Below are 14,875 nucleotides of genomic sequence, written 5' to 3'. Positions count from 1 at the left end.
GTCAAGAAGTAGGTAAAAACAACCTCTGATATGTTTTATAGGCATATTCATCACTCATCCCAGCCAAGTAATCACAAATTATACGCATAGCATTATCTTCTTGCTGATGAGCGTTAAGCCACATGTCTTGGGTTGTTTCAGGTAATAAACGCATGGGGTCACTAGCAAAGGCACTAAATAATTCAATTAGCAGATTTTGCCCTTTAAACTCAACTTGCTGCATTTTTGGCTCGCGAATTAACCGTTTAAAAACAAAATGCTTTAGCACGTTGAGAATTTCAGCAAATTCATCAGGTAAACTTACAGTGTACTGTAATATTTCAGATTCAAAATCAGCATTTTGTACAATTAATTTGGCATTAATTATAAAGGTGTTAACCAACTCACCAATGGCGTCCTTTCTTTCATATTCATGATGGGAAAACAGTCTAGCTGTAATCGAACTTAAGTGTGTTGTTAACCAAGCAGAGTCTAATTCTTGTAATTGTACTAAGGCATGGTTTTGCCAATCTGCAAGGGTTAAAACTTCAGTGGCTATGGCGTCTTCTAAATCGTGTACGGCATAAGCAATATCGTCAGCCAATTCCATAATTGCTGAATCTATTGATTTATAGTGAGTTTTAGCTCTAAATTCATCAACCTTATAGTGACTACTCAGCAGTTGTTTATCATTATTCGACAGTGGGTCAATAATCCAATCGAAAATATCTTTATCATCTTGATACAGACCTTTAGCTGGTCGCCAATGGTCGGCTTTGATAAAGCTACGCTGTTCACTTTTTGGTGGAATGGTGTGCCACAAGTCATCAATAAAGGCTGGGTATTTAATAAAGCCAAGCAAGGTGCGTCTGGTTAGATTCATGCCATATCCATTAGAATAAGGCTCAAGTTTAGAAACTATTCTCAGGGTTTGGGCATTACCTTCAAAACCACCATGATCGCGCATCATGTAGTTTAATGCTATTTCACCACCATGACCGAAAGGTGGATGACCGATATCATGAGCAAGACATAAGGTTTCAAGTAAACTACCACTCGGAAAATTCGTAAATTCAGGGTGTTGCTTTTTTAAGTGGCGTAATAATCCACTACCAATTTGTGCAACTTCTAAAGAATGAGTAAGGCGAGTTCGGTAAAAATCATTTAAGCCAATACCCATAATTTGGGTTTTAGCCTGCAGACGCCTAAATGCTGCAGCATGTATGATACGAGAGCGGTCAACTTGCCAAGCTGAGCGGTTATCGTTGGGACGATATTTTTGCTGATCAATAATGCGAGCTTGCCAAGATTGGCACATAAAAATAACCTTCCTATTTCTCGTTTGGTTGCATTTAAGTATACGCAAGCGCTTGAAAATTGCGAGTAAATTGGCGGTTCATAACGCTTCTTTAGTTATACTTTAAGATACTATCTCAGGGCTAATTCGCCAAAAAATGTCTGCTTTGGTATACTTCGCCATTGTGTGTGCGTGAAGTTACCGCATATTAGTAAAAGTTTATTTGAGAGAATACATGCTGAATTACGTTTTTAGAGCTTTACTGGCCGCTTTTTTTGCATGGGCGTTGTTGTCGCCATTTATGGATAAAGATACTCTGGATGAGGGGGATGAACAGTCACAGACAACACCTATTGGCACTCAGCGCGTAATCAAAAAAGAAAAGCCATTACATAATGTAAAACTGCCTGATTTTGCAGCGTTTACTGATGTGAAAGAAAAGAAACATGCATTTTTTGACTTTATCCGTCCTCATGTTGAGGCTGAGAATAAAAAGATCCTACAGCAACGTGCGCTCATAGAAATTGCACGCATGATGCTTGAGTATAATGAGCCGCTAAGTAGTAAACAGCAATCAGATATTAAGAAAATACTGACCAGCTACAAGTTACCAACCACTATTGATACCTTATCACTGACCCAAGCTCTGCGCCGTGTAGATATCATTCCAAAAGAACTTGCGCTTATGCAGGCGGCTAACGAATCAGCATGGGGTACGTCACGTTTTGCTCGAATTGGCTTAAACTTTTTCGGCCAGTGGTGTTATAAAAAAGGCTGTGGCATGGTACCACGTCGTCGAGCCAACGAAGCCGCTCATGAAGTGACTGCTTTTAAATCGGTACGTGCTGCTGTAAGCTCATATTTTAAAAATATTAATACTCACGCAGCGTATAAAGATTTACGATCAATTCGAGCCGATTTACGTCGCCAGCAAAAGCCAATTGATGCTACTAAGCTAACACAGGGCTTGTTGTCGTATTCTGAGCGCGGTGAAGCGTACATAGAAGAATTAAATAAAATGATAAATCAAAACAGAGCTTACTTTGATGAATAAATTCCTTCCGTGGTTAAAATTTACAACCATTGCGGTTGCACTAGGTGCAGTTGCCTCTAAGGCCGCTGCTACTGAATTTGTTGTTGCATACGATGGTTTTTATGATCGTTTGAAAGTCGTTAATAAAGGCGAATTTCAATACGCTCAAGTTAATTTTTATTTGTCTGATATTGCTACTAACGAAGTATGTACAATCAAATCAGGTAAAATAATTACAGAGAAACAAGAATTTGACTTAACTTATACAGATAAAGCTCAATTGCTTTTACCTTTTGATAAGCAGCTAGATACAGATAAAGCCGTTATTGTTGTTCAACCAGAAAATCCAAAACATGATTGTCAATTAAGGTTGCAAATTGAAGCAACTGATCTGGCTGATTTTGAGCTTAGTAAAGCAAACTTGTATACGTTAAATGAAGAATTTGACGAGCTACTATCTGATTTGTCGGGCTTTTTCGTTAGCAAATTAATGTGGTTTTTGCTGCCTGAACAACAAGGTGTTGTACTAAAATTTAACGGCCAAGATGCTATCTCGGCAAACGGTGTTAGCTGTAAGGAGCAACGTTGCTCAATTAAGGTTTCTGATGACTGGCAAGATGATGAAACGGTATTAAGCAGTCATGCTAAGCTTATTAGCGCCACGCCTTGGATCGTTAAATAACCACTATACATCGGCTAAAATCGTTTAAATATCGACAAAAGGGATCTTATTAAGGCCCCTTTTTCAATGTTGAGAAGATAGTTCTTGTGTCTCTTTTTTTAAAAGTTTATCTCGTTACTTTGGTTTAGTATCAAAATTGAAAATTCAATATAAATAAAGCAATTTATATAACAGCTTCTCTTGTCTAGTTTATTCCCTCATTTAATTTTTTTTCTAATTACTTGTATTGCAGCGCAGTTTAAGTAACAGCTTGTATTTAGATATGAAAACGGTATGAAGATATAGGTTTTATCTGATTGTTTTTTACTATAGAAAAAGGGCTTGATTTTACTTTTATAGGCTTATTTTTAATTAGCTATAAAGTGCTAACTTTATATTTTTTAATGATTTTTCAAGAAATAAAAATATAGATTTAGATCAAGTTACTTAGCAATAACTGGCTTAAAGTAAAACTATAAAGATCTCAATATAGGTACTTATAGTTTAAAAGGAGTCGTTATGCAGACAGTCAATGTCGAACCTGTATCAGTTAAAAAACAGAAATTAGCCGAAGCCAATGCGAAACAGGATGTAATTTTTGATTTAAATGTTAAAAACCCAAGCCTAAAGTGGAATGCAGACGGTAAATATCCATATAAACGCAAAATGGACCTGGTTGAATACGAGCGCCATAAACACGAACTGCAAATTGAACTTTTGAAAATGCAAGGTTGGGTAAAAGAGACCAATCAACAAATAGTGGTTTTATTTGAAGGTCGAGATGCGGCGGGTAAAGGAGGCACTATTAAACGCTTTATGGAGCATTTAAATCCGCGTGGTGCGCACGTAGTGGCTTTAGAAAAACCAACTTCAAGAGAGCGAGAACAATGGTACTTTCAGCGTTACATTAATCACCTGCCAAGCAAAGGTGAAATTATACTATTTGATCGCTCTTGGTATAACCGAGCCGGTGTAGAGAAGGTAATGGGCTTTTGTGATGATCACGAATATTTAGAGTTTATGCGTCAAACACCACAACTTGAACGTATGTTGGTGAATAGCGGTATTAAGCTATTTAAATATTGGTTTTCGGTCAGTAGAGAAGAGCAATTCAGACGCTTTAAATCACGTCAAAACGACCCGCTTAAGCAATGGAAGCTGAGTCCGGTTGATATGGCATCATTGGCTAAATGGCATGATTATAGTGACGCGAAAGATGCGATGATGTTTCATACCCATACAAAAGATGCGCCTTGGACACAAATTCGCTCTGATGATAAAAAACGGGGTCGTATCAACTGTATGCGTCATTTCTTAAGTTGTTTGGATTACCCAGAAAAAGATCAGGATATAGTCAATCGGGTTGACCCGCTTATTGTCACTGAACCTACCCGCATGTCTACGCGTCAGTAAAGGAGAATACAATGAAAAATTCAGAGTCAATATTTGATAAGCGCCTTGCAAAGCTCGAAAAAGTTCTCGAAAAAAGTAAAAAAGAGGTGGCCAGAACCTCAGAAATTGCAAAAGATGCAGCACTTAAAGCACAAGCCGCTGTAGAGTGTGCCAGCGAAGCAGAGAGCCTGGCTAAAAATGCTAAAAAGCGGTTGAAAGAAGCCAAAAAGCAGTTAAAAGAAGCTAAAGTGTTAAAAATAGCGCAGAAAAATGCTTCTAAAAAATCGGCAATAAAACGGGCTAAACGAATGGCCAAAAATAAGACAAAAACTAAAAACACTTAAGGTTAACAAGGGGCGCATGGCTCATGTGCCCTTTGTTTTTGTATTAAGCTTATTGCTGGACATTTTTACGATTCTCGTTATGCTAAACGTCAACTTTTCAGGGACTTAAAAGCATACTTATGAAAATTATACCGGCATTTTTTGTTATTTTACTGCTATGTTCAGCTTGTAGCAGTTATTCACCTATCAACCAAGAAATGCAAACTAAGTTACAAGGCTCATGGCAGTCTACAAATAGCCCAGTTTGTGAAGCTAATTTTCATACTATAGCGTTTAAAAACAAAACATTAAAAATCTCTTATGACGAGCAGGGCTATATTTCTGAGACTGAAGCAAGAAAAACCTTTGTTTATACTATTTTATCGACAGAGAAAAATTTAATTCGAGTGCAGCTTGAAAATGAAACTCGCTTAGATAAAAAAGGTAAACCTGTAGTTTGGCACCTAAAACCACTTAGAAATGATAAATACTGCTGGGGCAGAGATGATTGGCCTGATCTTGCTTGTACAGCTTCGCGTTATAAATGCACAGTGAGCAATTAAGGTGATCCCGAAAGAAGTCGCAAGAATTGTACGTGTTGATCATGCTGGTGAATTCGGAGCGATAAGCATTTATATCGCGCAGTTACTTGTCGCTAAGTTTTTATATCGAGATATCACTGTACAGCTGAAAGAAATGCTAAGTCATGAAATCGAGCATTTTGAAACTTTTGATTGTTGGCTAAAAGAACATATAGTAAGACATTGCTACGCAATCTGGTTTTGGTCTTTGGGTGGTTATTGTTTAGGTTTGATTACCGCTTTATGTGGTCGCAAAGCAATTTGGGTATGTACAGAAGCCGTTGAATCAACTGTTCTTCATCATCTAGAATGGCAATTAAGCTATTTAGAGAAAAATAATAAAAGTGCATATCAAGCGGTATTAAGTATTCAAAAAGATGAAAGAGAACACCAGAACTTAGGTAAAGTAAACGGTTCAAGTTCATTTTACTATTCACCAATCAGATTAGTCGTTAAGCACTCTACCAAATTTGCTATTTGGCTCTCTACTAAGTTGTAAAACTAAAAAAAGGATAAATAAATGAGATTTTGTTTGCTGATTTTGTTTTCTTTGCCATTTATGGTGTGTTCGGCTCAGTCTGAGCCAAATGCGGAATTAGAATTTGAGCGATTCTATAATGCATTGAAAATGGATGAAATTTTCAATGGCCTTGGTGGTAATGTAGAGGTCGATACAAAGCAAATATTAGCAGATACACTAAAAGATTTACCGGAAAGTCAAAAGCAATTTTTGATAAATGCGATGGGGAGTGCTGTATTGGCAGAGCCATCAGACATGAGTGCCGCCAAGATGGCTTTTAAGCTTAAAATTCTTAGTTTATTATCACCACAAGAGCTCAAAATAGCAGCAGATTTTTATTCAACAAATATTGGTTTAAAAGCGCATAGAGCCATAATCGAGGCGGAAGTAGCAGCTTCAAACGTTTTAGATTAATTTGGACTAAATGTTGTTTTCTACAAATTATGAAGTATATCCAGAAAATATCGTTTAGCCTGTTATGAATATATATCCTGAATCGATACCTTTATTCCCAAAGCGCTTTGCTTTACGTGCTACCTTCTTCAGTGAAGCGCTTTAATTATCCCACGCTAATCATTTCAACTCGCTCAAAAAGTCCGTATAATCCACGCCGAACTTTTTACTATGAAACATGGCTTAGTAAAGCCTGTATGAGCAGAGCAAATGAATCAAACTGATACTAGAAAAGAAACTCTTGAATTTAATAAACTTCAAAAGCGTCTAAGAAGGCATGTTGGTAATGCGATTACTGATTACAACATGATTGAAGACGGCGATGTTGTTATGGCATGTATCAGTGGTGGTAAAGATTCATTCGCAATGCTTGATATTTTGCTTAATTTACAAAAAGCTGCGCCAATTAAATTTGAAGTGATTGCCGTAAACCTTGATCAAAAGCAGCCTGGTTTTCCTGAGCATATTTTGCCTGATTACTTTGAAACGCTAAATATCCCGTATTACATCGTTGATAAAGATACTTACTCAGTAGTAAAAGAAAAAGTACCAGAGGGCAAAACAACCTGCGGTCTGTGTTCACGACTTCGTCGCGGTACACTTTACTCATTTGCAGAAAAAATTGGTGCGACCAAACTAGCACTAGGTCATCACTTGGATGACATCGTCGAAACTATGTTTTTAAATATGTTCCATGGTTCACGATTAAAAGCGATGCCACCAAAATTACGTTCAGATGATGAACGTAACGTAGTTATTCGTCCGTTATCATATTGTCGTGAAAAAGATTTAATTAAATACGCTGAGCACAAAGATTTCCCGATCATTCCATGTAACCTATGCGGTTCTCAAGAAAATCTACAGCGTCAATCAATTAAAGCGATGCTGACAGAGTGGGATAAGAAAACTCCAGGTCGCGTTGAGAGTATCTTTAAGTCTTTACAGAATGTCAGCCCAAGCCAGCTTGCTGATAGAAACTTGTTTGATTTTGAAAACTTACCACTTGATAGAGAAGGCAATCGTGAAAGCTATGACTTTAGCGAGGCGGTGGTCTCATCAACAAACATTGATGAATCACTGTTCATTGATGTAACAAATATATAAAAAAAGCCCCAAACTGGGGCTTTTTTAATACATATTCTGGTTGTTACTTAGCGAGTGGGCTCACATAGCCATCAGGTTTTAGGGCTAAGACATCGCAATCAAGACTATCAATAACGTGCTCTGCAGTATTACCAACTAGCGCAGCACTCAAGCCAGTGCGACCAACAGTACCAATCACTACTAACTCGCTGTTAAGGCGTGCAGCAACATCTGGAATGACATCTTCTGGTAAACCTTCCTCTATGTAGCATTGAGCTTGGTCAATATCAAACCCTTTAGCTAAAGAGAGCGTTGATTCAAAGTGATGTTTTTTAACTGATTCGTTATAAACGCCAGGATTAAACTCTGGGATTTCTATTGCAATATTAACCGGTGTTGCTGGGTACGCATTTACAATATTAAGCGTGGCATTGGCTAAGTCACAAATGAAGCGGGCATCATTAATAATACGCTTGTTAAGTTCAAGGTGTTGCTCATTTTCACTCACCGCGTTCACAGCTGCTAGAATATTCCCCTGAGCTGGCCATTCTTTTTCTTTAACAAGTAACACTGGAGCAGGGCACTTACGAATAAGGTGCCAGTCGGTAGGTGTGAAAATAACCGATTTTAGTGTGTCGTGTTGATGAGTGCCTTTAACAACAAGATCAAAGCCATCGTTGATCACGGTGTTAATAATAGCTTCGTAAGGACGGTTATGCCAAACCACACAACTATCAATAGTGAGTTCTGGATAAAGTGCAATTTGTTCATTTAACCATTCTTGGCGGTCTTTTATCACGGCTTCTCGCATTGCTTCACGCTCATCAGCTGAAAGCATAGTTGTCATTTCATAAGAGAAGTCGTAGATACTGAGGAAAGCGGTGATGGTCGCGCCAGATTTTTTGGCTAGATCGATTGAGCGGCTTAAACTGTGTTGCTGCTCTTTAGTTGGGTCTATAACTGCTAAAATTCGTTTAATTGCGTCCATGTGCTGCTCCTTAACTGTTCCGCAAAAAGTAGTACTTTGAGTGTAACCTAAATTTAGAACAGTTAAAGGGGTAAACAGTATAAAGTTGCGTTAAATCAAACTCTATTTACATTTAATTGCCGCTGTTGTAGCAAGTGCCTGCTGGTCCAAAATGGTGATAAACTTGCCCTCAACCTTAATAAAACCAGCCTTTTGAAAGCGACTTAAAAGGCGGCTAATTGTTTCAACAGTTAGGCCCAAGTAGTTACCGATTTCACCACGCGTCATAGTTAAACGGAATTCTTTACGTGAAAAACCACGCTCACCAAAGCGTTCAGCCAAGTTGTAAATAAAACTTGCAAGGCGCTCTTCAGCTGATTTTTTGTTGAGTAACAACAGCATTTCTTGGTCGTAGTTAATTTCATTACTCATTAAACGCATAATTTGTTGGCGCAATTTTGGTAATTTACCGGCTAATTCATCAAGCGTATCGAATGGAATTTCACACACCATAGATGTTTCAAGGGCTTGAGAAAAACTTTGATGTGCCATTTTGTTGATTGCATCGAAACCGACTAAATCGCCAGCTAAATGGAAACCGGTAATTTGCTCGTCACCTTGTTCAGATAGAGTGTAAGATTTAAACGAACCTGAGCGCACAGCATAAATGGCATTTAAGCTTTCACCAGATTCAAATAAATAATCACCTTTATGCAGTGGTTTTTTACGTTCGATGATTTCATCTAGACGATCCATTTCTTGACCGTTTAATGAAAATGGTAAACATAGCTGGCTGATACTGCAATTATTACAGCTAATTGTGCATAAGCCTTTTGACTTGTTTTGTGAGAAGTCCATACATCAAATCCATTCAAATAAGTTAACAACCGCTAAGATTAATGAATTAGCTTATCGGTTGCTATAATTAATAAGTATATACCGTACCATATTATTACGCTGCCTAGAATAACCCTAATCCAAACATGGTTGAAAATAGTGTTTATTTTTTGACTGACTAGACCAATACTAATCATTGCAGGAAATGTCCCTAAGGCAAAAAATAACATTACCCCAGCACCGTGAAGGGCAGAAGGGCTGGTAAGTGCCCAAGTTAGTGCCGAATAAACTAATCCACACGGCAGCCATCCCCATAAAGCGCCATACAACAGGGCCTTTGGCGTTGTATCGACAGGTAGTAAATAACGATTCAGTTTAGATAAATGCTGCCATACTAGCGTTTTTCCTAATTTTTCTAGCCACTGTAGGGTGGGCGCTAGGCGCATGATATAAATCCCAACAAGTAGCATAAAAATACCACTTAGAAACGATAAACCTACTGAGATAGAGGTATTTTGTGCAGCGAAGCGACTACTAATACCAGCTACTAGAGCACCGGCAAGCATGTAACTGAGCGCTCTGCCAAGGTTATAAGCAACAGAAAAGCGAACTGCACGATTTTTGCTAGCGGCAAGTTGTAAACTACTGGAAATACCACCACACATAGCCAGACAGTGACCACTGCCTAACAAGCCCATTACAAATGCACTAATAAACTGCGGATCAATCATTACTTTTGTTGTGCTGCTCTTTATCGTCTTCAAACAGGATACTGTGGCCCTGTTTGTTTAAATCAGAAAATTGTTCGCTTTTTACAGCCCAAAAGAACACACCAATAGCAATTAGCACAAATAAAATGGCAATTGGGATGAGGATGTAGATGATACTCATAGTTTTAATAACCTTAATGAGTTGGTAATAACCAAAATGGAGCTTGCAGACATACCAATAACGGCCATCCAAGGAGCTACAAGTCCTAGTGCTGCAAGTGGTAAAATCGAACCATTGTAAATAAGTGATAATGCCAAGTTTTGCTTAACAATACGGCGAGTCTTCTTCGAGACAGTAAGCAAATGTTCAATGGCGGTTAGATCACTATTGAGTAATACCACATCGGCACTATTTTTGGAAATATCGGCGCCAGTTTCCATCGCAATAGATAAATGGGCACTTGCAAATACCGGGCTATCATTCACACCATCACCAACCATAGCAACAATGGCACCTTTGCTAGCCAATGCTTCAACATGGGTTTGTTTGTCACGAGGGCTACATGCTGCATGTACAGTATCTAAATTTAACTGCTTTGCAATTTGCTCACCACTGTTTGAAGCATCACCAGTTAACATATGACAATTGAGCTGCTGTGAATGCAGTTTAGTAATCAATTTTTCTGCGTTGTTACGTAAGCTATCGGCTAGGTAAAAGCGCGCAACTACTTGTTTATTGATATACAAGGTTGCTTGAGCATCTGCTTTATCAGTATCGAACCAGCCACTTTTACCTATCGCATAGTGCTGATTATTAAGTTCTGCTGTAATGCCTTTACCCGGTTCGATTGTAACATTCTCAATTGGGTTCACTGTATCGTTGAAACCAGCGAATGCATTAGCAATCGGGTGCTCAGAGAAACTTTCAAGTTGCGCTGCTAGTCGTAATGCGTCAGCTTCACTATACTGGCTGTTTACTAGTTCAACTCGCTCTATAGTGAAACGACCTTGGGTAAGGGTGCCTGTTTTATCAAAGGCAATATCGGTTAGTTGCGGTAGCGTTTCTAATACATGGGCTTGTTTAATTAAAATTCCACGCTTTGTCAGGCTTGCTACTGCACACGTAAGGGCGGTAGGAATCGCTAAGCTCAGTGCGCAAGGGCAGGTTGCAACAAGCACCGAAATAGTAATCCAAAAAGCATGCTCAGGGTCTATTTGATACCAGCCAATCGCTGTAATTGACGCAAACACTAATAAACACGCTACAAACCACTGAGCCACCTTATCAGTTATTTCAACTAATCTTGGGCGTTTAGTTAAAGCTGTGTGTTGTAACTTTATAATTTGATTAAGTAAGGTATTTTGACCGATTTTGTTGATCTCAATACGGATCACACCATCGTGGTTAATAGTCCCTGCGTATACTTGATGGTTAATAAACTTATTAACTGGCTGATGCTCACCTGTCATCATGGCTTCATCAACAGTTGTTTGACCTTGTATAACGATACCGTCAGCAGGAATTGTTTCGCCTGCTTTAATTAATACAACATTACCTAGTCTTAGCTTTTTAGCTGCGATAATTGATTCTTGATTGTTTTCATCGATGATACGGGCTGTAAGGGGCAGTAACTTTTGCAAGTTAGCAGTAAACTCACTGGCTTTTAAGCGAGCTCTAAATTCTAAATATTTACCTAGTAATAATAAAAAGGTAAACATACAGATAGATTCAAAATAAACTTCGCCAACAGACATTAAAGTGGCATAACAACTTGCCCCATAAGCACCAAAAATTGCTAAAGATACGGGTAGGTCCATATTTAGCTGTTTTGCTTTTAAACCATTAATCGCATTAGTTAAGAATGGTAGGGCACTATAGAGAATTACCGGTGAAGCAAGCACAAGGCTTATCCAGCGGAAATACTGTTCGAAGTTTTCTTCCATGCCCGAGAACATGCCAAAATACATGGCAAAAGCGAACATCATTACTTGCATGGTCATTAGACCCGCAACACCTAAACGGCGGATATAGGCTTTAGCAGCTTGCTGTTTTTGACTGGCCTCAAGGTCTGCCTGAAACGGATAAGCTTTATAGCCGATTTCGTGTAATGAGGTAATAATTTGGCTAAGCGGAGTAACCGATTTATCCCATTGGATCATGGCACGGTTGGTCGATGTATTTACATCAACGCGTTTTATCGCTTTTAGATTGAGTAATTGTTTTTCGATTAACCACGCACAAGCAGCACAGGTTATGCCTTCAACCGTTAGTAGCACCTCGGATAAATTATTAGAGGCAGAAATAAACTCGTCTTGAATATCTTCGTTATCGTAACTTTTGATCAACTCGAGTTGCTCTGGAACAAGTTGTTCAACTTTACCAGAGCGTACGGTTCTAAATTTATAGTAATCGGTCATGCCTTGGGCGACGATATTTTCTGCAACCGTTTGGCAACCAATACAACACATAGGTTGTGCCTTACCGTCTATTTCGACAGTCGCATTAAAGCCTTTTGGCACACTTTCAAGACAATGAAAGCAATTATCGGACATTAGAGTTTACTACTTATATTCAGGGCTAATCGAAATTGTTTTATCAGTTGGTAAAATGATGTCTTCTTTGAGTTTCCAACTGTTATCTATTGGTTCAATAAACACTGTATATGCGCCGTCAACATGAGCGTCGAGTAGGGCTGTAAAATCGCCATGGGCGTTTTTCATTAAGCTCACATCAAAGTCATTTGCCTTAATGGTGCGGTGATAAAATGACATTTTTAAAGAGTGGACATTGCTTGCATCACCTTTAGTGAAGGTGAATGCAACTTTGTCGTTAGTAACATTTAAATCGCCATGTAAATAAAGCGCTTTTGCTTTATTAAATTTGCTGAGTTCAAGGTTAATTGCTTTACCTTTTTTATAGTAATCATCAACAACCATATCTGGGCCGTTACCAATTGCCATATAAATAAGACCAGCGCAGCCAATGATCGCTGCAAGAGGAAAAGAGATTAAAAACCATGGCCAAAAGTTTTTATACCAAGGAGTGGGTTTCATAGTACTTATACCTTTAAAAACGTTGTAAGCATTTTATCGGATTTAAAAGCAAAAGACTAAAAAAAAGCCTCTAGATAGAGGCTTTTTTGATCTTAATTAATCTATTGAATTAAATGATTAATTGTTTATACATTTTTTTAACCGCGTGGTTATTTATCTTGCGATAAGCTGTAAACGTAAGCAGTTAGTAGGTGTACTTTATCTTCACCTAAAATGTCTTTCCATGCTGGCATTACACCTGCGCGGCCATTGGTTAGTGTTTCTTCAACAGCACGTTTTGAACCACCATATAACCAGATGTTATCTGTTAGATTAGGTGCACCAAATGGTAAGTTGTGCGCAACCGAACCTTTACCGTCAGCACCGTGACACGCAGCACACATTGCAAACTTAGCAGCACCTGCAGCAGCGTCTTTTTGGTTAACTGTACGGCCTGAAAGGCTAAGTACGTGAGCAGTCATTTCTTTAATGCCTTGCTCGCCAAGCGCATCACCCCATGGTGGCATCGCAGCTACACGACCATAAAGAAGTGTTTCTTTGATTTTGTCTGGTGTGCCACCATATAACCAATCGTTATCCGTTAGGTTAGGGAAGCCTTGACCACCACGTGCATCTGAACCATGACATTGTGCACAGTTTTGTGAGAACAAACGTTGACCAATCTCAAGCGCTTTTTCATCTTTAACTAGTGTTTCAATATCTTGTTTTGCAAATGACTCAAAGATTGGGCCAAAACGCTCATCAGCGGCAATAAATTCTTGGTCTAATTGAACGTTCTCACCATTAGCTAATGCTTGTTCAGTCGCTTCTTTAGACTCAGCTAGAGAAGTAATACCTTGGTTAGAACTTGTCCATTTACCTAAACCTTCCCAGTTACCTAAACCAGGGTAGGCTGCAAGATAGTATACAGACCAAATAAATGTTGCGAAGAACATGTAAGTCCACCATTTTGGAAGTGGGTTATTTAGTTCTTCAATGCCGTCAAACTCGTGACCACAGCTTTCGCCTTCTTTAACACCTGTGTAGTTTTTCAAGTTCCACAGAAGTAGGCCGAAGATGATAGCAAGACACGCTAGGGTTAATACAATAACCCATATACTCCAAAAGCTAGTCATTTCTCAGACTCCTTTTCCTCGTTAGAGATTGTGTTGTTGTGTTTTTTTTCATCTTCAAATATGGCATTAGCAGCGTCATCAAATCGGCTTTTGCTACGCTTGCTGTATGCCCATACAACAATCACAATAAACAGTACTAAAATTACCAGAGTCAAAATGCCTCTGTATGTTCCGTAATCCATAATAATTACTTCAAGTGTGTGCCAAGCTGTTGTAAGTAAGCGATTAGAGCTTGCATTTCAGTTGCGCCTTTACCATCGTTCATGGCTTCGATTTTCGCAATGTCAGCTTGTAGCTCTTCGTCACTACCATAACCTTTACCGTCGTAACGGTCGCTAGCTTTGTCAATTCCGAAGCTATCACGGAATATTTGAAGCTTTTTAAGTGTATGGGTCGTATCGACTCTGTTTTCGTCTAACCAAGGAAACGCTGGCATGTTTGACTCAGGAACCACTGCACGTGGATCCATTAAGTGAGCATGGTGCCAATCGTCTGAGTAACGCTCACCAACACGAGCTAGGTCAGGACCAGTACGTTTAGAACCCCATTGGAATGGGTGATCCCATACTGACTCACCAGCTACAGAGTAGTGACCATAACGCTCAACCTCGTCACGGAAAGGGCGAATCATTTGTGAGTGACAGTTGTAACAACCTTCACGCACGTAGATGTCACGGCCTTCCATTTCTAATGCTGTAAGAGGGCGTAGGCCATCAACAGGTTTAGTCGTATCATCTTGGAACATTAGTGGAGTAATCTCAACTAGTGCACCAAAGCTGATTGCAAAGACAGTCAAGATAGCCATAAGGCCAACGTTCTTTTCGACTATTTCGTGTTTGTTTTGTGAATTATTATTGCTCATCGTGCTAC

Annotated in this window: 18 protein-coding genes; 8 read left to right on the top strand and 10 right to left on the bottom strand. The window is 38.9% G+C overall.

Annotation, left to right across the window (positions count from 1 at the left end; translation table 11 throughout):
* Nucleotide 1: 1 nt before the first annotated feature.
* Nucleotides 2–1,297: an anti-phage deoxyguanosine triphosphatase gene (locus HCZ11_RS15510; protein WP_167658837.1), complete on the bottom strand. Its 1,296-nt coding sequence runs from the start codon at nt 1,295–1,297 to the stop codon at nt 2–4.
* A gap of 214 nt (nt 1,298–1,511) precedes the next feature.
* Here HCZ11_RS15510 and HCZ11_RS15505 point away from each other — a divergent pair, with 214 nt between their 5' ends.
* The 8 genes from HCZ11_RS15505 (at nt 1,512) to ttcA (ending at nt 7,343) form a co-directional block, all read left to right on the top strand.
* Entirely contained in the window at nt 1,512–2,330 is an 819-nt protein-coding gene (locus HCZ11_RS15505; protein ID WP_130051658.1) for a glucosaminidase domain-containing protein, read from the top strand.
* Nucleotides 2,323–2,991 (top strand): DUF2987 domain-containing protein, encoded by a 669-nt coding sequence (locus HCZ11_RS15500; protein WP_130051657.1) that lies wholly within the window; start codon nt 2,323–2,325, stop codon nt 2,989–2,991. The genes HCZ11_RS15505 and HCZ11_RS15500 overlap by 8 nt, the downstream gene beginning before the upstream one ends.
* 498 nt (nt 2,992–3,489) lie before the next feature.
* Complete coding sequence (gene ppk2 / locus HCZ11_RS15495) at nt 3,490–4,383, top strand: polyphosphate kinase 2 (protein ID WP_167658836.1); 894 nt, start codon at nt 3,490–3,492, stop codon at nt 4,381–4,383.
* An 11-nt stretch (nt 4,384–4,394) separates the two neighbouring features.
* A complete protein-coding gene (locus HCZ11_RS15490) occupies nt 4,395–4,706 on the top strand; it encodes a hypothetical protein (RefSeq protein WP_167658835.1) in 312 nt (103 codons plus the stop codon).
* 119 nt (nt 4,707–4,825) lie between these two features.
* Nucleotides 4,826–5,248, top strand: coding sequence for a hypothetical protein (locus HCZ11_RS15485; RefSeq protein ID WP_167658834.1), 423 nt, complete (start codon nt 4,826–4,828; stop codon nt 5,246–5,248).
* A 1-nt stretch (nt 5,249) separates the two neighbouring features.
* Nucleotides 5,250–5,765: a demethoxyubiquinone hydroxylase family protein gene (locus HCZ11_RS15480; protein ID WP_167658833.1), complete on the top strand. Its 516-nt coding sequence runs from the start codon at nt 5,250–5,252 to the stop codon at nt 5,763–5,765.
* A 21-nt stretch (nt 5,766–5,786) separates the two neighbouring features.
* Nucleotides 5,787–6,200 (top strand): hypothetical protein, encoded by a 414-nt coding sequence (locus HCZ11_RS15475; RefSeq protein WP_167658832.1) that lies wholly within the window; start codon nt 5,787–5,789, stop codon nt 6,198–6,200.
* A 249-nt stretch (nt 6,201–6,449) separates the two neighbouring features.
* A complete protein-coding gene (ttcA, locus tag HCZ11_RS15470) occupies nt 6,450–7,343 on the top strand; it encodes a tRNA 2-thiocytidine(32) synthetase TtcA (RefSeq protein WP_130051653.1) in 894 nt (297 codons plus the stop codon).
* Between the two features lie 43 nt (nt 7,344–7,386).
* On the opposite strand, the gene uspE is transcribed toward ttcA, so the two are convergent.
* The 9 genes from uspE to ccoO all read right to left on the bottom strand — a co-directional run bounded on the left by uspE (nt 7,387) and on the right by ccoO (nt 14,867).
* Complete coding sequence (gene uspE / locus HCZ11_RS15465) at nt 7,387–8,310, bottom strand: universal stress protein UspE (RefSeq protein ID WP_130051652.1); 924 nt, start codon at nt 8,308–8,310, stop codon at nt 7,387–7,389.
* A gap of 102 nt (nt 8,311–8,412) precedes the next feature.
* Nucleotides 8,413–9,147 (bottom strand): FNR family transcription factor, encoded by a 735-nt coding sequence (locus HCZ11_RS15460; RefSeq protein ID WP_130051651.1) that lies wholly within the window; start codon nt 9,145–9,147, stop codon nt 8,413–8,415.
* Nucleotides 9,148–9,185: 38 nt separating this feature from the next.
* Nucleotides 9,186–9,857, bottom strand: a complete 672-nt coding sequence (locus tag HCZ11_RS15455) for a sulfite exporter TauE/SafE family protein (RefSeq protein ID WP_167658831.1) — start codon at nt 9,855–9,857, stop codon at nt 9,186–9,188.
* Nucleotides 9,850–10,017 (bottom strand): cbb3-type cytochrome oxidase assembly protein CcoS, encoded by a 168-nt coding sequence (gene ccoS, locus HCZ11_RS15450; protein ID WP_058551123.1) that lies wholly within the window; start codon nt 10,015–10,017, stop codon nt 9,850–9,852. Before ccoS ends, HCZ11_RS15455 begins: the two co-directional genes overlap by 8 nt.
* Nucleotides 10,014–12,389 (bottom strand): heavy metal translocating P-type ATPase, encoded by a 2,376-nt coding sequence (locus HCZ11_RS15445; RefSeq protein WP_167658830.1) that lies wholly within the window; start codon nt 12,387–12,389, stop codon nt 10,014–10,016. The genes ccoS and HCZ11_RS15445 overlap by 4 nt, the downstream gene beginning before the upstream one ends.
* A 9-nt stretch (nt 12,390–12,398) precedes the next feature.
* Nucleotides 12,399–12,890 (bottom strand): FixH family protein, encoded by a 492-nt coding sequence (locus HCZ11_RS15440; RefSeq protein WP_130051648.1) that lies wholly within the window; start codon nt 12,888–12,890, stop codon nt 12,399–12,401.
* 149 nt (nt 12,891–13,039) lie between these two features.
* Entirely contained in the window at nt 13,040–14,005 is a 966-nt protein-coding gene (gene ccoP, locus HCZ11_RS15435) for a cytochrome-c oxidase, cbb3-type subunit III (protein WP_130051647.1), read from the bottom strand.
* A complete protein-coding gene (locus HCZ11_RS15430) occupies nt 14,002–14,187 on the bottom strand; it encodes a cbb3-type cytochrome c oxidase subunit 3 (RefSeq protein ID WP_062569269.1) in 186 nt (61 codons plus the stop codon). The genes ccoP and HCZ11_RS15430 overlap by 4 nt, the downstream gene beginning before the upstream one ends.
* A 5-nt stretch (nt 14,188–14,192) precedes the next feature.
* Nucleotides 14,193–14,867, bottom strand: coding sequence for a cytochrome-c oxidase, cbb3-type subunit II (gene ccoO, locus HCZ11_RS15425; protein ID WP_130051646.1), 675 nt, complete (start codon nt 14,865–14,867; stop codon nt 14,193–14,195).
* Between the last annotated feature and the right edge of the window lie 8 nt (nt 14,868–14,875).

Origin of the sequence: Pseudoalteromonas sp. HF66 (genome assembly GCF_011806445.1) — a bacterium.
Classification (GTDB): Bacteria; Pseudomonadota; Gammaproteobacteria; order Enterobacterales; family Alteromonadaceae; genus Pseudoalteromonas; species Pseudoalteromonas apostichopi.
This window is presented reverse-complemented; position numbering and strand designations above follow the sequence as displayed.